We start from the raw sequence: 23296 nt of genomic DNA, 5'->3' as shown, positions 1-23296 counted from the left end.
GGGCCTTCCAATCAGTTCAACCGGACCGGTGCCACAGCCATGTTCAAGAAGATCCTCATCGCCAATCGAGGCGAGATCGCCTGCCGGGTCATCAAGACCGCGCGCAAGATGGGCATCGCCACGGTGGCGGTCTATTCCGACGCCGACCGCGACGCCGTGCACGTCGAGATGGCCGACGAAGCGATCCTGATCGGCCCGCCGCCCGCCGCCCAGTCCTACCTGCTCCCCGAGAAGATCATCGCCGCCTGTCTGGAGACCGGCGCGGAAGCGGTCCACCCCGGCTACGGCTTCCTGTCCGAGCGCGCCTCGTTCCCGACGCTCCTGAAGCAGAACGGCATCGTCTTCATCGGCCCGAATTCGCGGGCCATCGAGGCGATGGGCGACAAGATCGAATCGAAGAAGTTCGCCAACGCCGCCCGCGTCACCACCGTTCCCGGCTTCCTCGGGGTCATCGAGAGCCCCGACCACGCCGTGCAACTGGCCAACGAGATCGGCTACCCGGTGATGATCAAGGCCTCGGCCGGCGGCGGCGGCAAGGGCATGCGCATCGCCTGGAACGACGTCGAATGCCGCGAGGGCTTCCAGCTCTCCAAGAACGAAGCCGCCGCCTCCTTCGGCGACGATCGCGTCTTCGTCGAGAAGTTCATCGTCGATCCCCGCCACATCGAGATCCAGGTGCTCGGCGACAAGCACGGCAACGTGATCTATCTCGGCGAGCGCGAATGCTCGATTCAGCGCCGCAACCAGAAGGTCATCGAAGAGGCGCCGTCGCCGCTCCTCGACGAGGCGACCCGCCGCAAGATGGGCGAACAGGCGGTGGCCTTGGCCAAGGCCGTCGACTACGACAGCGCCGGCACCGTCGAATTCGTCGCCGACCAGAACAAGAACTTCTACTTCCTCGAGATGAACACCCGCCTCCAGGTCGAACACCCGGTCACCGAACTGGTCACCGGCATCGATCTGGTCGAGCAGATGATCCGCGTCGCCGCCGGCGAGCCGCTGAGCCTGAAGCAGTCCGAGGTGACGCTCACCGGCTGGGCGGTCGAGAGCCGCATCTATGCCGAGGACCCGCTCCGCAGCTTCCTGCCGTCGATCGGCCGCCTGGTGCGCTACCGGCCGCCGGAAGAGGGCTCGGACGGCGACATCACGGTCCGCAACGACACCGGCGTCGTCGAGGGCTCCGAGATCTCGATGTACTACGATCCGATGATCGCCAAGCTGGTGACCCACGCGCCGACCCGCCTCGAGGCGATCGACGCCCAGGCCGACGCCCTCGACGCCTTCGTCATAGACGGCATCCAGCACAACATCCCGTTCCTCACCGCCCTGCACCAGCATCCGCGCTGGCGCGAGGCGCGGCTGTCGACCGGCTTCATCAAGGAAGAGTTCCCCGACGGCTTCCACCCGCTGACCCCGGCGCCGGAAGACCGCCGCATCCTGGCGCTGGTGGCGCTCGCCGTCGAGATCCTGCGCCGGGATCGCCTCGACAACCTGCCCGGTCGCCTGCGGCCCCACAACGGCGTCCTGCGCGAGGACTGGGTGGTCCGGCTGGAGGGTGAATACATCCACATCAAGGTGCCCTCGGGCTTCGTCGGCGTGCCGGTCGAGTTCTCGGCGATCCTCGACGGTGAGAGCGTCGAGACCACGGTGTCGTCGCGCTGGTTCCCCGGCGATCTGCTGTGGGTCGGCGAGATCGGCGAGACCCCGGTCACCGTCCAGGTCCGCCCGGTGCTCAACGGCGTCGAACTGCGCTACCGCGGCGCCACCACCATCGCCAAGGTGCTGATGCCCAAGACCGCCGCGCTGGACGCCCTGATGCCGATCAAGGCGCCGCCGGACATGTCGAAGTACCTGCTCTGCCCGATGCCCGGACAGATCGTGTCGATCGACGTCGTCGACGGCGAGGACGTCAAGGCCGGCCAGACCCTGGCGGTGGTCGAAGCGATGAAGATGCAGAACGTCCTGCGCGCCGAGCGTGACTGCAAGGTCAAGGCCTGTCGGGCCAAGGCCGGCGACAGCCTCGCGGTCGACGCGGTGATCATCGAGTTCGAATGACCGACCCCACCCCGCGGACCGCGGTGGCGCTTCCCGACCGGATCGCCACCGTGCTGTTCGATCTCGACGGCACCCTGACCGATCCCGCGGTCGGGATCGTCACGGCGATCCGCCATGCCATGGCCACGCTCGGACGCCCCCTCGGTGCCGAGGTGCCGCTCGGCTGGTGCATCGGCCCGCCGCTGCGCGAGGTCTTCCTGCGCCTCCTCGACGGCGACGCCGGGTCGGTCGAGCCGGCGATCGCCGCCTATCGCGCCTATTACGGCACCGTCGGCCTGTTCGAGAACGTCGTCTATCCCGGCATCCCGCACTTGCTCGAGGACCTGCGGGCGCGGGGCGTGACGCTGATCCTCGCCACCTCCAAGCCGCACCTCTACGCGGCGCGCATCCTCGAGCGATTCGGCCTCGCCCCGGCCTTCCGGGCGGTGCACGGCGCCGAGTTCGACGGCACCCGCGCGGTCAAGACCGAGCTCGTCCCGTGGATCGTCGCGACCGAAGCCCTCGATCCGACGGCGACGGTGATGGTCGGCGACCGCGAACACGACGTGATCGGCGCGCGCGCCGCCGGTGTCGCCTGCATCGGCGTCGCCTGGGGTTATGGCGCCCCCGGCGAGCTGGAGGCGGCCGGAGCGGCCGCGGTGGTGGGAAGCGTCGACGCTCTCGCGGCGATCCTCGAGCGCCGTCGGTGAGCCTCCGGCGGCGCGCAATCGCCACCGGTGGGTAAGGGGGATCGCTCCTCAGGGTTTCTCCGGGTGGCGCGACCGCGTCGGACTTCGTTAGACTTGCCTCGACTGCGGCCGTTTGCCGCGAGGGGGTAGCGTGGTCGCATTCCGTATCGTCATGTCGGGTCGCGTGCAGGGAGTGGGATTCCGCGCGTGGTTGGAACGCCGGGCGCGGGAGCGTGGCCTGTCGGGCTGGGTGCGCAATCTGCGCGACGGCACCGTCGAGGCGGTGTTCGCCGGCCCCGCCGGGCCGGTCGACGCGATCATCGACCTGTGCCGCTCCGGTCCGCCGCATGCCCGGGTCGAAGTGATCGAGCGCTACGAGACCGAGCCGCCGGCGATCCCCGGCTTCCAGATTCGCCCCAGCGACTGAGCCCGGCGCCTCACCCGGCGACGCCGCTGCCCGAATCGGCGATCCCCACGGTGGGACCGAAGGTCTCCTCGAAACACTGCCGCAGCACGACGTCGACGTCGGTCATGGTCACCGGCAGCCCGAGGTCGACCAGACTGGTGACCCCGTGGCCGCGGATGCCGCAGGGCACGATCCCGGCATAGTGGCCGAGGTCGGGCTCGACGTTGAGCGCGATGCCGTGGAAGCTCACCCACTTGCGCAGGCGGATGCCGATCGCCGCGATCTTGTCCTCGGCGACCACCCCCGGCGCGAGCTCGGGCTTGTCCGGCCGCCGCACCCACACCCCGACCCGATCCTCGCGGCGTTCGCCGACGACGCCGTGCGCCGCCAGCGTGGCGATGATCCAGGCCTCCAGCGCCGCCACGAAGGCCCGCACGTCGCGCCGCCGCCGGCCGAGGTCGAGCATCACATAGGCCACCCGCTGGCCGGGCCCGTGGTAGGTGTATTCGCCGCCCCGTCCGGTCGCATGAACCGGGAATCGCGTGGCCTCGAGCAGGTCCTCCGGCCGCGCGCTGGTGCCGGCGGTGTAGAGCGGCGGATGCTCGACCAGCCAGACGAGTTCGGCGGCGCGCCCCTCGGCGATCGCCGCGGCCCGGGCCTCCATCGCCGCCACCGCCGATTCGTAGTCGACCAGACCCTCGGCGATTCGCCATTCGACCGGCGGCGCATCGGGGCTCGCGAAGAATTCGATCGCCCCGCCGAGATCGTCGCGGCTCGGGCGGACTTCGGGGGCGACCACGTCGTTTCGGGACATTGTGTTTACCATTCGCTAACCAAGCTCCGGCATGGTCGGTTCATCGCAAGGGCGCGACCGAGGAAACCACTGCATGACCCCGTTCGACAACATCGGCGTCGACATCTCCGTCGTCCTCGGCACGACCCTGGTCCCGATCCACCAGTTGCTGCGGATGGGCCGCGGCGCGGTGATCGAACTCGACGCCCGCGAGAGCGACGACGTCAAGATCCTCGCCAACGACATTCCGGTCGCCCATGGTCAGGTCGTGCTGCGCGGCGACCGCATCGGCATCACCATCACCGAAGTGCTGTTCCGGGCGCCGGCCCATCGGCCGCGCGAAACCGTACGCCGGATGTGATCGCCGCGGCAGGGCAGGGGACCCTTGCACACGTTTTTCATGCTTCGCGCTTGAACCCAGAAAAGCGATGGGGTACATGGGCTCCACTTCGGGGTCACCCCGAGGCTTTCCCGTTGCGGCCGTGGCGGAATTGGTAGACGCGCTAGCTTGAGGTGCTAGTCCGGAGACGGGTGGAGGTTCGAGTCCTCTCGGCCGCACCAACGGGATCGATGAAGGACCCTGGTACCGGAAACGGGCCGGGGTCTTTTCGTATCCGGATCCCGGAGCCGCCGCCGCGTTCAGCCGGCCGGCACCAGATGGACGATGCGGAAACCGCGGGCCTTCAGTTCGCGCAGGAGCTGCGGCACCATCGCCGCGGTGTGCGGCTGCAGATCGTGCAGGAGCAGGATGCCGCGCCGCCGCGCCTCGATGCGCTCCAGGACGCGCGCCAGCAGGGCCTCCGGCGTCGACGGGTTCCAGTCGGAGCCCCAGAAGTCCGCCCCGAACACCGCCACCCGCTCGGCCTTCAGCCAGTCTTCCAGGGGGCGCGTCGCCGCGAAGCCGGGGAAGCGGAAGAACGGCGTCGCCGGCCGCGCCCGCGCCGTGCCGGTCAGGATCCGATCGACGGTCTGCCAGCCGCGGGTGACGTCGGCGCGCGCCGCCGAGTCGGAGAGCGTGGTGAGGATGGTGTGGGTCATCGAATGATGGCCGATGGTGTGGCCGGCGGCGGCGATGCGGCGCAACTGGTCCGGCCGCTGGGCCGCCATCTGCCCGACCACGAAGAAGGTCGCCTGGACGCATTCGGCGGCCAGCGCCGCCAGCACCGAATCGGTGGTGCGCCCCGCCGGCCCGTCGTCGAAGGTCAGGACCACCTCGCCGTCTTCGAGCGCCAACGTACCGGGATAGTTCTTGGTGCCGACGAACAGCCCTTCGGGGCCGACCGTCACCGACAGGATCCGCGCCGTGCCGAGCGCATCGGGGCGGGGGCAGACCGCGGCGCGACTCGCGCCGGCGGTGCCGAGCGCCGCCGCGAGAATCGCCAAGGCCGAGGCGAGGGCGTGGCCGAGACGCCCGACGAGGGTCGGGCGTGCGCCGTTCACCACAGACCGACCGCGGTCGCCAGTCCGCGGAACGACGCGGCGGTCGAGGAGAACCAGCCCGGCTCGGTCGCGGCCGGCTTGGGCGTCGGAGCCGGCACCACCGGCGGCGGCAGCGAACCGGTGGCCGTCGGATCGGCGGCGCGGGCCGGCACCGGCGGCAGCGACGGCCGCGCCGGGGTCGTGAGCGGCGCCGTCACCACTGTGGCGGAACGGCCCGGCGTGACGGGAAGCGGCGCCACGGCGGCGGCAGGAACCGCCGGAGCGGTCGGAACCACGGTCGCGGCCGGCGTGCCGGTCGCGCTGCCGGCGGGCGGCGGCGCATAGGCCGGCAGCGGCGCCGTGGAGGGCTGTCCGGCGTGGCCGGCGCCCTGCTGGGCCATCTGCTTGGTCAGGTCGTAGCCGTCGATGCCGCGCTCGGCGACCGGCACCCAGGTCTCGGCGACGGTCGGCATCACCCCGGCGATCGGCCCGGAGACCAGCTTCGGCGCCGGGGTCTTCGGCACGATGTGGACGATCTTGAAGCCGCGCGCCTTCAACTCGCGCAGCAGCGGCGCGACGATCGACGACGAGGAATCCTTGATGTCGTGCAGCAGCAGGATGCCGCCCTGGCGATCCTCGAGTTCCTTCAGCGCCCGGTTCATCACGTTGGGCCCGTCGGCCAGCGTGATGTAGCCCTTCAGCCAGTCGTTGCCGGCGGCGTCGATGGCGAACACCCCCATGCCGAGGCCGTTGAACCAGGCGTTGATGGCGCGCGAGTTGAACAGGCCGGGATAGCGGAAGAACGGCGTCGCCGGACGCTCGCCGACCGTGCCGTAGAGGATCTGGTCGACCGTCTGCCAGCCGCCGCGGATGTTCTCCTGGGCCTTCTCCAGCGGCCATTTCACCATGCCCAGCGGATGGGTCATGGTGTGATAGGCGATGGTGTGGCCGGCCGCCGCGGTCTTGCGCAGGGTCTCGGGATAGGCCTTGGCCATCTGCCCGACGATGAAGAAGCTCGCCTTGGTGCATTCGTGGTCGAGCGCCGCCAGCACCCGGTCGGTGCGGCCGGCCATCGGACCGTCGTCGAAGGTCAGGATGACCTCCTTCGGCTCCAGCGGCATGCGGGTGTGATAGGTCTGGCCGACGTAGAAGCCGCCTTCGGTGTCGACCTTGATCACCTTGGACAGACCGATCGCATCCGGGTTGCCCGGGCAGGTGGTCTTGATGTCCTGGACGATGTGGTGATGGGCCGGCGGCGTCGCCTGACCGGTCATCGCGGCGATCAACGCCGCCCGGCGCGCTTCCGGCGGCACGCCCGGATTGGCGGTCTTCGGCGCCTTGGCGGGCTTCGTCACCGCCGCCGCCTTGGCGGCGGGCTTGGGCACCTTGGGAATCTCGGCGGTCGCGGTCTTGACCCGCGCCTCGCCGGCCGGCGTCGCCGCGGCGGTCTTGATGGTCACGGGTTTGGCCACCGGTCGCGGCTGAACGGCGGCGGTGGACGGCGCGGTGGACGGCACGCCCAGCATCAGGGGCGGCGCCTCCTGGGCTGTGGCGGCTCCGGTGGCGGCACCGAGCCCGGTGGCGCACAGGACGGCGGACACGATCCGCAGGGACGAACGATGCATGACGTACTCCGGTTCGACGAGGGTCCGGACCGAAGCGGTGACCTCGACGTCAGAAGATCTCGTGATCGGAACCGCGACGGAGCCGATACGACCCGATCTCGCGGTTTCCTCCGAGGATGATCCCATGAAAGGAAGGGGATGACGGATGGAATCGGACGACGCAAGACCTTGTTAACCACGTTAACGGCGATTTTCTCGAGATTGCGTTAACGACCGCGGACTGTCGCCGCACATGGTGGCCGTTCGGTGGCGTCATCGGCGGCAATTTCGACGATCGCGCTGCGCGGCGACGTCTGGCCGCGCCGATTTGGCGATGGCCAAGCCCGCCCGGCGCGGGTAGAGAGGTCCGGCCGTTCCCCCGTTCAGGCGAGGCGCCGATGTCCGACCGAGAGACCGTCGATCCGGCCCCCGAGAGCGATGCGCGACCGCCCCCGAGCGGAACCGAGCCCGTTCTGCCCGCGGCGGACGCGCCATCCGACCCGCCCCTCCCGGCCGTGGTGCCGCCGGTTCTGCGCGACGACGACGGCCGCCTCACCGGCGCCTTTCTGGCGGCGGTGCGGGGCACGATCGAAGCCGCCGACGCAGCCGGTCTCGCGGCCCTGGTCGGCGACCTCCACGAGGCGGATCTCGGCGAGATCATCGGAGCCCTCGACGCCGACGAGCGCCCGCTGCTGGTCGGCCTGCTCGGCGACGCCTTCGACTTCTCGACGCTGGTCGAACTCGACGAGAGCGTCCGCGTTCAACTGATCGAGGATCTGCCGCCCGCCACCGTCGCCGAGGGCGTGCGCGACCTCGATTCCGACGACGCGGTCTACATCCTGGAGGACCTCGACGAGGCCGCCCAGGACGCCATCCTCGACACCTTCCCGGCCGCCGAGCGCCTCAGCCTGGAGCGCAGCCTCGACTTTCCCGAGGAATCCGCCGGTCGCCTGATGCAGACCGAGTTCATCGCCGTGGCCCCGACCTGGACGGTCGGCCAGGTGATCGACTACTGCCGCGAGACCGAGGACCTGCCCGAGGACTTCTACGAAATCCACGTCGTCGATCCCGGCTTCCGCCTGCTCGGCACCGTCGCCCTCGACCGCATCCTGCGCGCCAAGCGGATGCAGGCGGTCGGCGAGATCGTCGACGAGGACCGCCGCACGGCGCGCGCCACCGACGACCGCGAGGACGTCGCCCGGATCTTCGAGCGCTACAACCTGATCTCGCTGCCGGTGATCGACGACGAGGATCGCCTGATCGGCGTGATCACCGCCGACGACGTCGTCGACGTGGTGATGGAAGAGGCCGAGGAAGACCTGCGCGCGCTGGCCGGCGTCGGCGACGAAGAGATCTCCGACACCGTCTGGTACACCACCCGCAACCGCTTCCTGTGGCTGCTGGTCAACCTGTTCACCGCCTTCCTCGCCGCCGGAGTGATCGGCCTGTTCGAGGACACCATCGCCAAGATCGTGGCGCTGGCCGCACTCGCGCCGATCGTCGCAGGGCAGGGCGGCAACGCCGCCACCCAGACCATGACCGTCGCGGTGCGCGCCATCGCCACCCGCGAGGTCGGCCGCTTCAACATCGCCCGCTTCGTCAATCGCGAGATCATGGTCAGCTTCCTCAACGGCGCCGCCTTCGCGCTGCTGGTCGGGCTGGCGGTGTGGGGCTGGTACGGCGAACGCCAACTCGGCGCGGTGATCGGCGGCGCGATGATCGTCAATCTGATCGCCGGCGGCCTCGCCGGGGTGGCGATCCCGCTCGCCGTCGACAAGCTGAACGGCGACCCGGCGGTGATCTCCGGCGTCTTCGTCACCACCGTCACCGATTGCGTCGGCTTCTTCGCGGTGCTCGGGCTCGCCACCTGGTGGTACGGCATCGTCTGACGCGCCCGCGGCGACGCCGAGTCGCACCGTCCCTTGCGCCACGTCATGGCCGGTGCGGCGACTCGGGTGCAGTCTGCGCCGCCGGGCCTTCCACGCCGACCGTCGCCGAGGAGGTATTCCATGCGCGCTGCGTCCGCCCTCGCGATCCTCGCCCTCGCCGCTGCTGCCGTCGTGTCCCCCGCCGCGGCCGGCTCCCTCGCCACCGAGGCCCAGGCCCGCGCCGCGGCGGTCGCGGTGCTGAAGGGCGACCCTTACGGCGATACCGATGCGGCGGTGCTGCGCAACCTGCGCGAGGTCGTCCGCACCACCCGCGGCGCCACCCTGTGCGGCGGCGGCTCGGCACCGGTGTGGTCGATCCGGGTGGTGGTCGCCGCGCCCCACGGCGACCCGGGCGCGCCGATCGACGGCCGCCTCGTCCTCGATGCCCGCACCGGCGCGATCGTCTGCGCCGGCCTGCCGTTCCTCGATTGATCGGCCTCGGGCGCCGCGGGTGCCCGGACCCACGACGGAGCCTCGCCCCATGCCCGCGCCCATCGTCTCTCGCTTCGCCGCAGCGCTCTTCGTCGCCGCCGGCCTCGCTGCGCCGCCGCCGGCCGCCGCCGATCCCGGCGATCCCGCCGGCTGGTCGCTGGTCGGCGACGCCCGCGGTCGCGGCTTCCTGGTGTGGACACCCCAGGCCGATGCGCCGCGCCGCCTGATGCTCGGCTGTCTGCGCGACGTCGATCTGGTCACCGTCACCGCCCGCCTGCCCGGCCTCGTCGCCGACGCCCGCCCGCATCGCCTGGAGCTCGCCGCCGGGTCCGCTCGCCACGGCTTCGACGGCGCGGTCGCCGACGAGCCGGACGATGGCGGTGTCGCCTTCCGCGCCGAGATCGACGTGGACGCCGCCGGGCGGCGCGCCCTGGAGGCGGGCTTGCGTCCGATCCTCGAAGGCCCGGGACCGCTCGGCCTCACCGTCGAGTCGGTCGCCGCCACCGTGCCGGTCGCCGGCCTTGCCGCCCCCGCCCGACGCTTCCGGGCGATCTGCTTCGGCCCCCGCAAATGACCCCCACGGGCGCCCCGAACGCCCCTGCGGCGCGCCCGCGATCGCCATGGTGAACGCCTGATCGGCCAACTCCGTCAAGGGGATGACCGCGGCGGCGGCGAACCTCGCGGCGCCCCCGGGGGCGGGGGACGCAGGAGTTGCGCGACCGGGGTCGACAGGCCGGTTGCGGATCACTACATCTAGGGTGACCCATGATCCGCCCCTCCCCATCCTCCCCCACCGAGTTCCTGGATACCGCCATGATCAAAAGTCCCAAGACCTACTGGATCACTCGCCTCGACGAGGAGGAGGAGGAAGAGGAGAAGACCAAGACTCCGCAGTCTCTCCCGGTCGACAAACACCTCTTCGACGCCCGCACCGTGCTGATCACCGGTTCGATCACCCAGGAACTGGCGCGCGACGTCACCGGCCGCCTGCTGGCGCTGTCCCACGTCTCCCAGGAGCCGATCAACGTCATCGTCTGTTCGCCCGGCGGCCACGTCGAGAGCGGCGACATGATCCACGACGTGATCCGCTTCGTGCCGGCCCCGGTGCGCATGATCGGCGTCGGTTGGGTCGCCTCGGCCGGCGCCCTGATCTACATCTCGGTACCGCGCGAGCGTCGCTTCTGCCTGCCCAACACCCGCTTCCTGCTGCATCAGCCGTCGGGCGGCGCCGGTGGCCCGGCCACCGACATCGAGATCCAGGCCCGCGAGATCCTCAAGATGCGCGACCGGCTGAACGTCATGTTCTCGGTCGCCACCGGCCAGCCGCTGGCCCGCATCGAGAAGGACACCGACCGCGACTTCTGGATGGGCCCCGACGAGGCGCTCGCCTACGGGCTGGTCGGCAAGGTCGTCGAGAAGACCACCGACGTCGCCTGATCCGACGCCACCTCATACGCCGAGAAACTGGAGGGGCCCCGTTCGGGGCCCCTTTCGCGTATTCGGCGGGGTCAGGGGCGGGAGATCGGTCGTTTCGCGGCGGCCTCGTCGAGCAGCGCGGCGCGCGCCCGCGACAGATATTGCCGGCGCATCAGCACGCCGAGGATGAAGGTCGTCGAGGCCAGGAACACCCAGGCGTTGACGAACCAGCCGAAGAAGCCGACCGAGAAGAACAGCGCCCGGAGCCCCGAATGGAAATGGTGGCCGGCGTCGATCTGCATGTCGGCGGCCCGGTCGGTGGCCCGCTCCATCTCGGCGGGATCGGCCTCGTCGGGCTCGGGCACCGCACCGATCAGGATCGCCGAATAGTTGAACAGCCGATACGACCAGCCGAATTTGAAGAAGGCGAAGGCGTAGATCGCCGCCAGCCCGAGGATCTTGGCCTCCAGAACGGTCTTGGCCGAGGCGACGTGGAACGGCAGGTCGTGGAAGATCTCGACCATCCGGTCGGTCTGGTTGAGCAGGGCGAAACTGCCGCCGAGCGCGATCAGCGACGACGAGGCGAAGAACGCCGTGCCGTTCTGCAGGCTGGCCATGATCGCCGTATCGACCATGCGCAGGTTGCGCGCCCGCATCACGTCCATCCAGCGCCGCCGGTGGGCGTCCATCAACATGGTCAGCGACGGCCCGCCCCAGCGCATGCGGTCGACGACCGGGTCGACGCCGTGCCAGGCGACGACGAACCACAGGCAGGCCACGAGATCGAGGAGCAGCTGATCGGTCATCCGCGAGAGATACGCCGAACCGCCGCTCCTCGGAAACGGCTACGATCGATCAACCCGGGTGACCGCATGTGGATTTCCGCGAATCCCGCGTCCTCCCGATCGATCGCATCTTGCCCCTGCCGTCGTCCCCGGCGAGCCCGAAGGGCGAGGGAAGGGGATCCGGAGCCCCCCGGAAAACGCCGAGGGCTCACCGGCCTGGGCCCCTGGATCCCCTTCCCCTCCGCCGACGGCCCGGCTCCGGCCGGGGATGACGGCCCAGGGTCGGGCAGGTTCATGGGCGATGGCTACGATCGATCAACCCGCCTGAACCACCCCATCAACCGAATCGGTTGGACGCCCGGCCGCCCCGGTGCGAGCGTCGGGCCAATCGCAACCGCCGTCCCATGGCCGGCCGCAGGGGAGCCCGCACATGTCCGTTCCGACACTGGTGATCGCCAACAAGCGTTATTCGTCCTGGTCGCTGCGCCCCTGGTTGGTCGCCACCCATTTCGGCATCGCCTTCGACGAGGTCGGCGTACTGCTCGACAAGCCCGACACCAAGGCGACGATCCTGCGTTGGTCGCCGTCGGGGCGGGTGCCCTGCCTGATCGACGGCGACGTGCGGGTGTGGGAGACCCTGGCGATCATCGAATGGCTCGCCGAGCGCCACCCCGAGCACGCGGTCTGGCCGCGCGATCCGGCGGCGCGCGCCCACGCCCGGGCGATCTCCAGCGAGATGCACGCCGGCTTCACCGGCCTGCGCTCGGCCTGTCCGATGAACCTCGGCCGGCGCTTTTCCTGGGCGCCGCGCGGCGGGGCCGCGGCGGCGGTCGACGTCGCCCGCATCGTCGAATTGTGGCGCGACGCCCGCGCCCGCTTCGGCGCCGCCGGACCGTTCCTCTATGGCGCCTTCAGCGCCGCCGACGCGATGTATGCGCCGGTCGTCACCCGCCTCGACACCTATGCCTGGCCGCTCGATCCCGACATCCGCGCCTACGTCGACGCGGTCCTGACCCTGCCGGCCTTCCTCGCCTGGAAGGCGGCCGCCGACCTCGAGACCGAGGTGGTGCCGAGCGACGAAGTCGATTGACACCGCGCGGGGCGGGGGAGAGCAGGGGAGATCCGCCCCCGCCCTCTCGCCCCGGCCGGGGCGAGCGGTTAGGATCGCCGACGCCCCGCGTTCCCGAGGATCTCCCGCCGCCCATGGCCCTGCATCTGATCAAGCTCTGTGTCGGCTGTGACGGCATCGACGATCTCGTCGCCTGGATCGACGCCCGCCTCGCCGAGCGCCGGCGCCGCGGCGAGGAGGAGGTCCACGTCCACCGCACCCGCATGAGCCCCAAGCGCGTCGAGGAGATCCTCGACGGCGGTTCGCTCTATTGGGTGATCAAGGGCCAGATCCGGGTGCGCGAGGCGATCCGCGACCTGCGCGCCACCGTCGACGGCTCGGGCGTACCCCATTGCGACATCGTCCTGTCGGGCGAGGTGATCGAGGTCGAGGCGCGGCCGTGCCGGCCGTTCCAGGGCTGGCGCTACCTCGCCGCCGAGGCCGCCCCCCGCGACCTGCGCGGCGCCGACGTCGCCGATCTGCCGGTCGAATTCTTACGCGAACTGGCCGGCCTCGGCCTGTTGTGATCGCCGGCCCCTCCGCTTCGCCGTGACAGCGCCGCACCGGCTCGCTAGAACGGGGGCATCGCCGATCGGTGTCGCGCCGATCGTCCCTCTCGGAGGCGTCCCATGCCGATCCGTCCGACCGTTCCGCGTCTCGCTCTGCCGGCCCTGCTCCTCGCCGCGGCCTTCGCCCTTCCGGCCGCTGCGGAAGACTGTGTGCCCGGAACCGCGACGCCGGCCAACCCGGCCTTCGCCACGCAGCATGCCTGCCCGCCGCGCAAGGCCAAGCCCGTGGCCTCCACCACCACCCGGACCACCACCACGCCCCAGGGCGGCACGCTCTACCAGTTCGGCGACACCTCGGTCGCGGTCTCCGGTTACGTCCGGGCCGACACCGGTGTGCGCAGCGGTTCGCTCGGTCGCTGAGCCCGCGCCGGCGGCCGCCGACGGCACCTCAGCGGGTCGCGTAGAGCGCGTCGAAGGCTGCGGCCAACGCCAGATCCTTGTCGGTGACCCGCCCGGCGTCGTGGGTCGACAGCCGCACGGTCAGCCGGTTCCACACGTTGGTCCAGTCGGGATGGTGGTTCGCCGCCTCGCAGCGGAACGACGCCGCCACCATGAAGGCGATCGCCGCCGGGAAATCGACGAAGCGATACTCCCGCTCGATCGCCGTGGCGTCGCCCGACCAGCCCTCGGGCGGTCGGAAATTCGGGTCTTTCGTGGTCATGGCGTCTTCTCCTCCGGGTCACACCGCGATGTTGTCGATCAGCCGGGTGCGGCCGAGCCACACCGCGGCGAGCAGCCGCCGTTCGGTGGTGGCGTCGTCGACCGGCCCGAGGGTCGCCGCGTCGCGCAGCACCAGATAGTCGACGGCGTGGAAGCCGCGCTCGAGGAGATCGCTCCGCGCCGCGGCCAACGCCGCCGCGACGTCGCCGCCGGTCCGCGCCACCTCGGCGATGGTGGTGAGCGCGGCGTGGAGGCGCGGCGCGATCGCCCGCTCCGCAGGCGAGAGATAGGCATTGCGCGACGACAGGGCGAGCCCGTCGGCCTCGCGCACGGTCTCGCCGCCGACGATGGTCACCGGCAGGGCGAGGTCGGTCGCCAGCCGCCGCACCACCGCCAGCTGCTGGAAGTCCTTCTCGCCGAAGATCGCCACATCGGGAGTGCAGGCGATCAGCAGTTTGGCCACCACGGTGGCGACGCCGGCGAAGAAATGCGGGCGGAAATCGGTCTCGAGCCCGGCCGCCGGCCCGCCGATCTCGATTCGGGTGGCGTCGCCCGGCGGATAGATCTCGCTCGGCGCCGGCGCGAACACCAGATCGGTGGCGAGCGTCGAAAGCAGCGCCAGATCCTGCGCCTCGGTGCGCGGATAGGTCTGGAAGTCCTCGTGCGGGGCGAACTGGGTCGGATTGACGAAGATCGACACCACCACACGCGCCGCCCGGCGTCGGCCCTCGGCGACCAGCGACAGATGGCCGGCGTGCAGCGCCCCCATGGTCGGCACCATCGCGATGGTCTCGCCGGCGGCCCGCCAGGCGGCGACCCGGGCGCGCAACTCGGCGATGGTGCGCACCACCTCCGGCCGGTCGTCCGGAGGAACGGGGCGGGCGGGCGGCAGATCGGTCGAGGCGTCGTTCATGGTGGATCTCTGCGCGGGAAGGCGCGGGGATAGCCCCGGGCCGGGGCGCGGATCATGTCGGAAGCGACGCTGCGACGCCAGCCGTTTCGCCGGGCGAGGGGAGGCGGCGTGTCCGCCTCCCGCACGAGGGGGATGGGCGCGGCGCGCCGGCGATGCTATTGCCTCGGGGACGGGCCGGCCACCGGGTGCCCGCCCGCCGCGAGGAGACCCATGGGTCGCGACAGTTCCGACGGCGTTCCCGAACGCCGGTCGGCGACGGCGGTGCCGACAGACGGCCGCTCGTCGCCGGACGAGATCACCGCCTTCCTGGCGGCGACCTCCACCGAGGCGCGCCACGCCGCCCGCGGCCGCCTGATCTTCGCCCTCGACGCCACGGCCAGCCGCCAGCCGACCTGGGACCGCGCCGCCAAGCTCCAGGCCGCGATGTTCCGCGAGGCGGCGCGCATCGGCGGGCTCGAGGTGCAACTGGTCTATTATCGCGGCGGCGGCGAATGCCGGGCCAGCCGCTGGCTCGCCGACGCCACCGCCCTCGGCGATCTGATGGGGGGCTTGCGCTGCCGCGCCGGGCCGACCGAGATCGGCCGCGTGCTGACCCATGTCGCCGCCGAGGCGCGGCGCCGGCCGGTCGCAGCCCTCGCCTTCGTCGGCGACGCCTGCGAGGAATCGGCCGACGAGTTGCGCGCCGCCGCTGCGGAAGTGGCGCTCGCCGGCGTCGCCTGCTTCCTGTTCCAGGAGGGCGACGACCCGGTCGCCGCGGCGATCTTCGCCGACGTCGCCCGTCTCACCCGCGGCGCCCACGTGCCCTTCGACGCCGGTGCCGCCGACCGGCTGGCGGAACTGCTCGCTGCGGTCGCGGCCTATGCCGCCGGTGGCACGGCGGGGCTGCGCGCCCTCGCCGACCGTCCCGACGGCGCCGAGGCCCGCCGGCTGATCGGGAAGATGGCGACATGAGCGGCGCTGCGACCGCCTTCGATCGGGAGATCGCGCGATGAACACGGTGTTTCTCGGCGTCGCCGCGCTGGTCGGCCTGATGGTGCTGATTCAGGGTTTCGTGTCGACCAATCCGGCGACGCTCGCCGTGGTGTTCCGCCGCGCCGGCGCCGCGGCGCTGATGGCGCTGGCCGGCGTGATGCTGATGACCGGCCGGGTCATCGTGGCGGTGCCGATCTTCCTCTTCGCGCTGTCGCTGGCCGGCCCCACGGCCGGCGGCTACGCGCGCTGGCTGAAACCCTTTCTCGGGCCGTTCGGCGGGCTGTTCGGGGCCTTCGGGGCCAAGCCGACCCCCGGTCGGCGCTCGACGGTGCGCTCCGCGGCGCTGGAGATGCAACTCGACCACGACAGCGGCACCCTGTCGGGGCGCGTCCTCGCCGGTCGCTTCGAAGGTTTCGAACTGGCGCGCCTGTCGGTGACCGATCTCGTCGATCTGTGGCGCGAAGTGGGCTCCGATCCGGAGAGCCGGTCACTGCTGGAGGCGTATCTCGACCGCCGAGCACCCCTGTGGCGTGACGACGCGAAGGAGGGTCCGACAGCGCGGCAGGGCAGCGCGGCGCGACCGGGCGCGATGACCGACGAGGAGGCCCATCAGATTCTCGGCCTTGGCCCAGGCGCCACCGAGGCGGAAGTTCGCCAGGCCCACCGGCGTCTCATGAAGGCGGTACATCCCGACATGGGAGGATCCACCTTTCTGGCGGCCAAGATCAACGAGGCCAAGGATCGTCTGGTCGGTCGACATGGCACGCGCTCCAATCACTGACGCAGAGCAAGACACGCGAAGTCCTTCCGCTTGAGGGCCTTGCACACGCCCTCCGCGGCCTTCTGATCCTTCAGTCCGGCGAAGCGGGCGCGCCACAGGCGACCCGCGCCGCTGGTGACCCCTTCGGTGACGTCCTCGACCCGGCCGAGCACCCCGCCCAACCGGTCGCGGGCCTTGGCCAACGCCGCCTTGGCCGCGTCTTCGCGGTCGTAGGCGCCGATCTGGACCAGCCAGCCGTGGACTTCCGAGCGCACCGTGGCCGGCGGGCTCGCCGGTTCCTCGGCCTTGCGCCGGGCGATCGAGGCGGTGGCGATCTCCGCCGCTTCGCGACCGGTCAGCGTCGCCACGGCGAGCGACCGCGGCGGAGCCGGCGGCGCCTTGACCTCGTCGACCTTGGCGGCGACGGGCGCGGCATTGGTGACGATCGGCGTCACCGAGATCGAGGCGGTGCGCACCGGCATCGGCGTATCGGAGCGGGCGATCGGGCGGCCGGTGTCGGGCAGCAGGATCGCCTTGGCCATCGCCACCGCCGCACCGCGGTCGGTGGAGACGCGGCTCTCGACCTCGGCCCGCGGCAGCGGCACCTGATCGGAGGAGGCGATGCGCGGCAGATTGCCGCCGCGCGGACCGGCGGTGCGGGCCGGCTCGTAAGGGGCGTCGGTTTCGACCGCGACCAGGGCGAGCGGCGCGGTGGACGCGGGCGTGGGCGCCGGCAGCGAGGCGATCGCCGGACGGGCCGGGGCCGGGGCGGCGGGGGGCGTCGGGGCCGGAGCGCGGGCGACCACCGTCGCCGGCGCCTCGGTCTCGTCGGTGTCGGCGGCGTCGGCGCTGCGGTTCTCGGCGAACACCGACGAGGTCTTGGCGCCGGTGCTGGCCTCACCGAGATGTTCGGCGAGCAGCTTGGCCATGTGGTCGTCGCGCGAGCGGCCGCTCGATCCGCCCATCACGGCGGCCACCAGATGGCGGTTGTCGCGGCGCAGCGAGCTGACCAGATTGAAGCCCGAGGCCTCGGTGTAGCCGGTCTTGATGCCGTCGATGCCCTCGATGCGGAACAGGAGCTTGTTGTGGTTGGCGTGGACGGCATTGCCCCAGGCGAAGCTGCGCGTCGAGAAATAGCGGTAGTAGGTCGGGAAGCGCTCCTGCAGCGCGCGGCCGAGCGTCACCATGTCGTGGGCGGTGGTGTACTGGGCGGCGTTGGGCAGGCCCGAGGCGTTGTAGAAGGTCGAGCCGGTCATGCCGATCCGCCGCGAGGTCGCGGTCATGCGGCGGGCGAAGGCCTCTTCCGAGCCGCCGATGTTCTCGGCGACGGTGACCGCGACGTCGTTGGCCGACTTGGTCACCAGGGCGCGGATGGCGTCTTCGACGGCGATCGTCTGGCCCGGCCGGAAACCGAGCTTGGAGGGGGCCTGATTGGCGGCGTGCTGGGACACGGTGAACCGCGTCTCCATCGTCACGCGGCCTTTGCGCAGGTCCTCGAACAGCAGGTAGAGGGTCATCATCTTGGTCAGCGACGCGGGATGGCGCGGCGCATCGGCGTTCTTGGAAAACAGCACCCGCCCGGTCTTGTCGTCGACCACATAGGCGGCGTAGCGCGAGGACGAGGAGCCGACGTCGTCGTCACCGCCGCCGCCGCCGCGTTGAACCTTGGCGGTCGCATGGTGGCGATGGCGCCGCGCCGCATCTGCCGACGAGACCGTCGCGAGGCACACGGCCAACCCCACCAGAACCGCCTTGGCGAGGCGGCCCGGTTCGAACATACGCGCATTCTGCACTGCCAAATCCTCGAAGCCGTCGCCCGCCGCATCCGCCGGACGCCTCGATCCCCAGTCGTCACGTCGTCCGAAGCGCGCAACCTGCCTCGGCGTCGGCGACCTGCCGCGAGCGGCGGGCCGGACGTGTGACGTGTCGTCCACAGCCGAGACAATGCCGCCGGCGAGGTTGATGATCGGTTAATTCAAAAGGTAAACAAATCAATACCTTGATGGGTGACGCTCCGCAAAGGGCGGTTTTGTGCGGGAAAATTCGCCCCGCATCGGTCGTCGCCGGGGGCGATCTCGTCGATCGCACGCCGGCTCGGCCTACGACCTTTTTCCCAATGCTGCAGTGCAATATGACCCTTGACCGCAACGCGAGAGAGGGCAATATTGCACTGCAACATGGACGGCGCGAGCGGATGCCGTCCCGTGGACCGAACGAGGGCGCTCGCCGAGCGTACCCGATCCAGAGGATGCCCGAGATGACCACCGTCGACGAAATGCAGAAGCTCGCCAAGGACAACGCCGAGAACGCCACCAAGGCCTTCGGCACCCTCTCCAAGGGCCTCCAGGCGATCGCCGTGGAGATCACCGACTTCTCCAAGAAGTCCTTCGAGGACAGCGCCTCGACCCTCGAGCAGCTGGCCGGCGCCAAGACCCTCGACAAGGTCGTGGAGATCCAGGCCGACTACGCCAAGAAGGCCTACGAGGCCCTGGTCGCCCAGACCACCAAGGTCGGCGAGCTCTACGTCGATCTCGCCAAGGAAGTGGCCAAGCCCTTCGAGGCGCTGATCCCCAAGGCGCCGAAGTGATCGAACGACGGTCGGGGCCTCGTCTCCCGCCGTCGTGACGCATCCTCCGAGAATTCGCGAGGCCCGGTCGGCGACGACCGGGCCTTTTCGCGTCGCGGTTTTCCGCCGTCGCGAGCGGCCGTCGAGCCCTGCGCTGCGCGAATGGCCGCTGCCGCGCATTGCGAGCGGCGAACATTGCCCTACAATATCGAGCGAAGCATCCCCACATGCACCGAAGCGGTCGCCCCGCTTTCGGGAGGGGCGGCGTTCCAAGGACTCTCGCCGGGCCTCGCGCCCCCGATCAACGCCAAGCGTGCTGACCAGCGCCGGTGCTCACGAAGTAGATCCATGCGTGTCGATGTGACGACCATGAGCCAGGATCCCCGCCGCCCCGGACCCGACGATCCGGACCAGGGCGTGGTGACCCGGACGCGACCGAAGTTGAAGCGACCGAGCCTCTATCGGGTGCTGCTGCTCAACGACGACTACACGCCGATGGAATTCGTCGTGCACGTCGTCGAGCGGTTCTTCAACAAGGGTCGCGAGGAAGCGACGCGGATCATGCTGCACGTCCACCACCACGGTGTCGGCGAATGCGGCGTGTTCACCTACGAGGTGGCCGAGACCAAGGTCACCCAGGTCATGGATTTCGCTCGGAAGAACCAGCATCCGCTGCAGTGCGTGATGGAAAAGCAGTGAGGTCTTCGACGTGCCGTCCTTTTCTCGCAGTCTCGAGAAGGCGCTCCACCAGGCGCTGCACCTCGCCAACGAACGTCACCAGGAATACGCCACCCTCGAACACCTCCTCCTCGCCCTCCTCGACGACGGCGACGCGACCGCGGTGATGCGCGCCTGCAACGTCGACCTCGACGTTCTGAAGCGCAACCTGATCGAATATGTCGACACCGAATTGGAGAACCTGGTCTCCGACGGCGACGACGACGCCAAGCCCACCGCCGGTTTCCAGCGGGTGATCCAGCGGGCGGTGATCCACGTGCAATCCTCTGGTCGCGAAGAAGTGACCGGCGCCAACGTTCTCGTCGCGATTTTCGCGGAACGGGAATCCCATGCGGCCTATTTCCTGCAAGAGCAGGACATGACCCGGTACGACGCGGTCAACTACATCAGCCACGGCATCGCCAAACGGGCCGGCATGTCGGAGGCTCGGCCCCCTCGCGGAGCGGAGGAAGACATGTCGACCACGGAGACCACCGCCGAGACCAAGAAGAAGTCCGACGCCCTCGAGGCCTATTGCGTCAACCTCAACGACAAGGCGCTGAAGGGCAAGATCGACCCGCTGATCGGCCGCGATGCCGAGATTTCGCGCACCATCCAGGTGCTGTGCCGTCGCTCCAAGAACAATCCGCTCTACGTCGGTGATCCCGGCGTCGGCAAGACCGCCATCGCCGAGGGCCTGGCCCGGCGCATCGTCGAAGGCGACGTGCCGGAAGTGCTGATCGGATCGACGGTCTTCGCCCTCGACATGGGCGCGCTGCTCGCCGGCACCCGCTACCGCGGCGACTTCGAAGAGCGGCTGAAGCAGGTCGTCAAGGAGATCGAGGACTACCCCAAGGCGATCATGTTCATCGACGAGATCCACACGGTGATCGGTGCCGGTGCGACCTCCGGCGGCGCCATGGATGCCTCCAATCTGCTCAAGCCTGCCCTCGCATCGGGCAATGTCCGCTGCATCGGCTCGACCACCTACAAGGAATATCGGCAGTTCTTCGAGAAGGACCGGGCGCTCGTCCGGCGTTTCCAGAAGATCGACGTCAACGAGCCGAGCGTTCCCGACGCCATCGAGATCCTCAAGGGCCTCAAGCCCTATTTCGAGGAGCATCACAAGGTCCGCTACACCAACGACGCGATCAAGGCGGCGGTGGAACTGGCGGTGCGCTACATCTCCGACCGCAAGCTCCCCGACAAGGCGATCGACGTCATCGACGAGAGCGGCGCCGCCCAGATGTTGGTCTCCGAGTCCAAGCGCCGCAAGGTGATCGGGGTCAAGGAGATCGAGGACACCATCGCCACCATGGCGCGGATCCCGCCCAAGTCGGTCTCCAAGGACGATGCGGTGGTGCTCGAGCACCTCGACACCAACCTCAAGCGCGTCGTCTACGGTCAGGACAAGGCGATCGAGACCCTCGCCGCGGCGATCAAGCTGGCCCGCGCGGGCTTGCGCGAACCGGAGAAGCCGATCGGCTCCTACCTGTTCGCCGGTCCGACCGGCGTCGGCAAGACCGAGGTCGCCCGTCAGCTCGCCAAGCTGCTCGGCGTCGAGATCCTGCGCTTCGACATGTCGGAGTACATGGAGCGTCACACCGTCAGCCGCCTGATCGGCGCGCCTCCGGGCTACGTCGGCTTCGACCAGGGCGGCCTGCTCACCGACGGCGTCGACCAGCATCCTCACTGTGTGCTGCTGCTCGACGAGATCGAGAAGGCCCATCCCGACCTGTTCAACATCCTGTTGCAGGTCATGGACCACGGCAAGCTGACCGACCACAACGGCAAGCAGGTCGACTTCCGCAACGTCATCCTGATCATGACGACCAATGCGGGTGCCGCCGACATGGCCAAGGCGCCGATCGGCTTCAACCGCTCCAAGCGCGAGGGCGACGACACCGAGGCGATCAACCGGCTGTTCACGCCGGAGTTCCGCAACCGCCTCGACGCCGTGGTGACCTTCCAGAACCTGCCGCCGGAAGTGATCCGTCTGGTCGTGACCAAGTTCGTGATGCAGCTCGAGGCCCAGTTGGCCGACCGCAACGTCACCTTCGAGCTCGACGACGCGGCGATCGACTGGCTGGCGGTCAACGGCTACGACCGCCAGATGGGCGCCCGACCGCTCGGACGGGTCATCCAGGAGCACATCAAGAAGCCGCTCGCCGACGAGGTCCTGTTCGGCAAGCTGAAGAAGGGTGGCGTGGTCAAGGTCACGGTGGCCAAGGACGAGGACGGGCACGACGCCCTGAAGCTCGAGACCCTGGCGGCGGTGGCGGCGGTGGCGACGCCGAAGCCCGAGCCCGAGGTCAAGGCCGACAAGCCGGCCAAGGCCAAACGCGCCGCGCCCAAGAGCGGCCTGCCGGTCCCGGCGCGCCCGCGCGCGGTGGTCAAGAAGGTTCCGACCGAAGGGTGAAGCCCCGAGGTTCGGTGGAAGGCTCGGCCCGGCGCGGGAAACCGCTCCGGGCCGATTTTCGTTTCGGGGGGAGGGGCGGCGCGTTCGGGCAGTGAGGTGCGTAGAGACGCGCCGATCGGGACGCCGCGAGGACCGCCGATGTCGACGCCGCCGATGGGACGATCGCCCCGGCCACAGCGTCCTCTCCCCCCTCGAGGGGGAGAGACAGAGAGGGGGGTCTCTAAGAACCAACCATTTGTGATATCGATGTAATTCGCCCTCGATTGGTGCTGCATACCCCCCTCCCTGTCCCTCCCCCTCGAGGGGGGAGGGGACGCGTGGGGCCGACGCCTTCGCAGAATGACGCTCGGCTTTTTCGACGCCGCCATGCCCTGTGCCGCGGCTCTCCACTTGCCGAAGTTCGCATTTTGTTCTATTCATCTGACGCTGCGTCCGCGTTCGCGCGGGTTTCGAGAGGAAACATCGCCATGCTCGATCACATCGGATTGCCGGTCGCCGATCTCGCGCGCTCCCGCGCCTTCTACGAGGCCGCCCTCGAGCCGCTCGGCTATTCCGTGGTGATGGAAGTGTCGCCCGAAGAGACCGGCGGCGCCGGCCACGTCGGCCTCGGCGCCGGCGCCAAACCGGACTTCTGGCTGTCGTCGGGCGGGGCGCTGGGCGGCCGCCTGCACGTCGCCTTCGCCGCGCCGAGCCGCGCCGTGGTCGATGCCTTCCATGCCGCGGCGCTGGTCGCCGGCGGCACCGACAACGGCGCCCCCGGCCTGCGCGTCCACTATCATCCCAACTATTGGGCCGCCTTCGTGCTCGATCCCGACGGCCACAACGTCGAAGCGGTGTGCCACATCCCCGACATCGCCGACTGTTGATTTCCGCGGAGAACTGACCCAGGCTTTCCACTGAGAACTGACCCGCCTTGATGATGGTCGGTTGGTCAGTTGGCGGTCAAGTTCCTCGTCTTCTCCCTGGTTGGTTTGGCCGTTTTCGCCGAACTGTTCTTGAAGCGGAAGCTGTCGTTCCCTGTCTCCAGGATGTGGCAGTGGTGGGTGAGCCGGTCGAGCAACGCGGTCGTCATCTTGGCATCGCCGAAGACGGTCGCCCATTCACTG

General features: G+C 69.9%; 25 protein-coding genes and 1 tRNA gene. 18 read left to right on the top strand and 8 right to left on the bottom strand.

What is annotated here, in order from left to right:
- The first annotated feature begins 39 nt into the window (after nt 1-39).
- The 3 genes from EYW49_RS18865 (at nt 40) to EYW49_RS18855 (ending at nt 3150) form a co-directional block, all read left to right on the top strand.
- Nucleotides 40-2055: an acetyl-CoA carboxylase biotin carboxylase subunit gene (locus EYW49_RS18865; protein ID WP_131311184.1), complete on the top strand. Its 2016-nt coding sequence runs from the start codon at nt 40-42 to the stop codon at nt 2053-2055.
- Complete coding sequence (locus EYW49_RS18860; RefSeq protein ID WP_131311183.1) at nt 2052-2744, top strand: HAD hydrolase-like protein; 693 nt, start codon at nt 2052-2054, stop codon at nt 2742-2744. The genes EYW49_RS18865 and EYW49_RS18860 overlap by 4 nt, the downstream gene beginning before the upstream one ends.
- A 130-nt stretch (nt 2745-2874) precedes the next feature.
- The gene (locus tag EYW49_RS18855) at nt 2875-3150 is read left to right on the top strand and encodes an acylphosphatase (RefSeq protein WP_407695489.1); all 276 of its coding nucleotides are present in this window, start codon (nt 2875-2877) and stop codon (nt 3148-3150) included.
- A gap of 10 nt (nt 3151-3160) precedes the next feature.
- Here EYW49_RS18855 and lipB read toward each other — a convergent pair whose 3' ends face one another.
- Nucleotides 3161-3943, bottom strand: coding sequence for a lipoyl(octanoyl) transferase LipB (lipB, locus tag EYW49_RS18850; RefSeq protein ID WP_131311182.1), 783 nt, complete (start codon nt 3941-3943; stop codon nt 3161-3163).
- Nucleotides 3944-4016: 73 nt separating this feature from the next.
- Between lipB and EYW49_RS18845 the strand changes: the two genes are divergently transcribed.
- Together EYW49_RS18845 and EYW49_RS18840 are read left to right on the top strand one after the other, a co-directional pair.
- Nucleotides 4017-4283, top strand: a complete 267-nt coding sequence (locus EYW49_RS18845) for a FliM/FliN family flagellar motor switch protein (RefSeq protein ID WP_131311181.1) — start codon at nt 4017-4019, stop codon at nt 4281-4283.
- A gap of 115 nt (nt 4284-4398) precedes the next feature.
- Nucleotides 4399-4483: transfer RNA gene (locus tag EYW49_RS18840), tRNA-Leu, on the top strand.
- 78 nt (nt 4484-4561) lie between these two features.
- Here the strand turns inward: EYW49_RS18840 and EYW49_RS18835 are convergent.
- Both EYW49_RS18835 and EYW49_RS18830 read right to left on the bottom strand, forming a co-directional pair.
- Nucleotides 4562-5362 (bottom strand): polysaccharide deacetylase family protein, encoded by an 801-nt coding sequence (locus EYW49_RS18835; RefSeq protein WP_131311180.1) that lies wholly within the window; start codon nt 5360-5362, stop codon nt 4562-4564.
- Nucleotides 5359-6966 carry a polysaccharide deacetylase family protein gene (locus EYW49_RS18830; protein WP_165498332.1) on the bottom strand — a complete coding sequence of 536 codons (1608 nt, stop codon included), beginning with the start codon at nt 6964-6966 and terminating at the stop codon, nt 5359-5361. Before EYW49_RS18830 ends, EYW49_RS18835 begins: the two co-directional genes overlap by 4 nt.
- Before the next feature lie 377 nt (nt 6967-7343).
- Between EYW49_RS18830 and mgtE the strand changes: the two genes are divergently transcribed.
- The 4 genes from mgtE (at nt 7344) to EYW49_RS18810 (ending at nt 10742) form a co-directional block, all read left to right on the top strand.
- Entirely contained in the window at nt 7344-8834 is a 1491-nt protein-coding gene (gene mgtE, locus EYW49_RS18825) for a magnesium transporter (RefSeq protein ID WP_131311178.1), read from the top strand.
- Between the two features lie 120 nt (nt 8835-8954).
- Nucleotides 8955-9305 carry a hypothetical protein gene (locus EYW49_RS18820; protein WP_131311177.1) on the top strand — a complete coding sequence of 117 codons (351 nt, stop codon included), beginning with the start codon at nt 8955-8957 and terminating at the stop codon, nt 9303-9305.
- A gap of 49 nt (nt 9306-9354) precedes the next feature.
- Nucleotides 9355-9879: a hypothetical protein gene (locus EYW49_RS18815; RefSeq protein ID WP_131311176.1), complete on the top strand. Its 525-nt coding sequence runs from the start codon at nt 9355-9357 to the stop codon at nt 9877-9879.
- A 239-nt stretch (nt 9880-10118) separates the two neighbouring features.
- Nucleotides 10119-10742 (top strand): ATP-dependent Clp protease proteolytic subunit, encoded by a 624-nt coding sequence (locus EYW49_RS18810; RefSeq protein WP_131311175.1) that lies wholly within the window; start codon nt 10119-10121, stop codon nt 10740-10742.
- A 71-nt stretch (nt 10743-10813) separates the two neighbouring features.
- On the opposite strand, the gene EYW49_RS18805 is transcribed toward EYW49_RS18810, so the two are convergent.
- Nucleotides 10814-11527, bottom strand: coding sequence for a DUF599 domain-containing protein (locus EYW49_RS18805; protein ID WP_131311174.1), 714 nt, complete (start codon nt 11525-11527; stop codon nt 10814-10816).
- A gap of 409 nt (nt 11528-11936) precedes the next feature.
- Here EYW49_RS18805 and EYW49_RS18800 point away from each other — a divergent pair, with 409 nt between their 5' ends.
- From EYW49_RS18800 to EYW49_RS18790, 3 genes are all read left to right on the top strand, one after another.
- Nucleotides 11937-12596 carry a glutathione S-transferase family protein gene (locus EYW49_RS18800; protein ID WP_131311173.1) on the top strand — a complete coding sequence of 220 codons (660 nt, stop codon included), beginning with the start codon at nt 11937-11939 and terminating at the stop codon, nt 12594-12596.
- A 113-nt stretch (nt 12597-12709) separates the two neighbouring features.
- Complete coding sequence (locus EYW49_RS18795; protein WP_131311172.1) at nt 12710-13141, top strand: DUF1489 family protein; 432 nt, start codon at nt 12710-12712, stop codon at nt 13139-13141.
- A 102-nt stretch (nt 13142-13243) separates the two neighbouring features.
- Nucleotides 13244-13543, top strand: coding sequence for a hypothetical protein (locus EYW49_RS18790; protein WP_131311171.1), 300 nt, complete (start codon nt 13244-13246; stop codon nt 13541-13543).
- 28 nt (nt 13544-13571) lie between these two features.
- On the opposite strand, the gene EYW49_RS18785 is transcribed toward EYW49_RS18790, so the two are convergent.
- Entirely contained in the window at nt 13572-13844 is a 273-nt protein-coding gene (locus EYW49_RS18785) for a 4a-hydroxytetrahydrobiopterin dehydratase (RefSeq protein WP_131311170.1), read from the bottom strand.
- Nucleotides 13845-13862: 18 nt separating this feature from the next.
- Nucleotides 13863-14756 carry a pantoate--beta-alanine ligase gene (gene panC, locus EYW49_RS18780; RefSeq protein ID WP_131311169.1) on the bottom strand — a complete coding sequence of 298 codons (894 nt, stop codon included), beginning with the start codon at nt 14754-14756 and terminating at the stop codon, nt 13863-13865.
- Between the two features lie 210 nt (nt 14757-14966).
- On the opposite strand from panC, the gene EYW49_RS18775 reads away from it, so the two are divergent.
- Entirely contained in the window at nt 14967-15707 is a 741-nt protein-coding gene (locus EYW49_RS18775) for a VWA domain-containing protein (RefSeq protein WP_131311168.1), read from the top strand.
- Between the two features lie 37 nt (nt 15708-15744).
- Nucleotides 15745-16509 carry a J domain-containing protein gene (locus tag EYW49_RS18770; RefSeq protein WP_131311167.1) on the top strand — a complete coding sequence of 255 codons (765 nt, stop codon included), beginning with the start codon at nt 15745-15747 and terminating at the stop codon, nt 16507-16509.
- Here EYW49_RS18770 and EYW49_RS18765 read toward each other — a convergent pair.
- Nucleotides 16503-18281 (bottom strand): D-alanyl-D-alanine carboxypeptidase family protein, encoded by a 1779-nt coding sequence (locus EYW49_RS18765; RefSeq protein WP_131311166.1) that lies wholly within the window; start codon nt 18279-18281, stop codon nt 16503-16505. The two genes, EYW49_RS18770 and EYW49_RS18765, sit on opposite strands and share 7 nt — an antisense overlap.
- Before the next feature lie 464 nt (nt 18282-18745).
- On the opposite strand from EYW49_RS18765, the gene EYW49_RS18760 reads away from it, so the two are divergent.
- The 4 genes from EYW49_RS18760 to EYW49_RS18745 all read left to right on the top strand — a co-directional run bounded on the left by EYW49_RS18760 (nt 18746) and on the right by EYW49_RS18745 (nt 23056).
- Entirely contained in the window at nt 18746-19075 is a 330-nt protein-coding gene (locus EYW49_RS18760; protein ID WP_131311165.1) for a phasin family protein, read from the top strand.
- 348 nt (nt 19076-19423) lie between these two features.
- Entirely contained in the window at nt 19424-19753 is a 330-nt protein-coding gene (gene clpS, locus EYW49_RS18755; protein ID WP_131311164.1) for an ATP-dependent Clp protease adapter ClpS, read from the top strand.
- Between the two features lie 10 nt (nt 19754-19763).
- On the top strand, nt 19764-22190 hold the full coding sequence (gene clpA, locus EYW49_RS18750; protein WP_131311163.1) for an ATP-dependent Clp protease ATP-binding subunit ClpA: 2427 nt from the start codon (nt 19764-19766) through the stop codon (nt 22188-22190).
- Between the two features lie 467 nt (nt 22191-22657).
- Complete coding sequence (locus EYW49_RS18745; protein WP_131311162.1) at nt 22658-23056, top strand: VOC family protein; 399 nt, start codon at nt 22658-22660, stop codon at nt 23054-23056.
- A gap of 65 nt (nt 23057-23121) precedes the next feature.
- Here EYW49_RS18745 and EYW49_RS18740 read toward each other — a convergent pair.
- A partial coding sequence (locus EYW49_RS18740) for an ATP-binding protein (protein WP_165498331.1) occupies nt 23122-23296 on the bottom strand: 175 nt, incomplete at its 5' end.

This window comes from Siculibacillus lacustris (assembly GCF_004328075.1).
Taxonomy (GTDB): domain Bacteria; phylum Pseudomonadota; class Alphaproteobacteria; order Rhizobiales; family Ancalomicrobiaceae; genus Siculibacillus; species Siculibacillus lacustris.
Note: the sequence above shows the minus strand (reverse complement) of the source record. Positions and strands in the feature narration are given on the sequence as shown.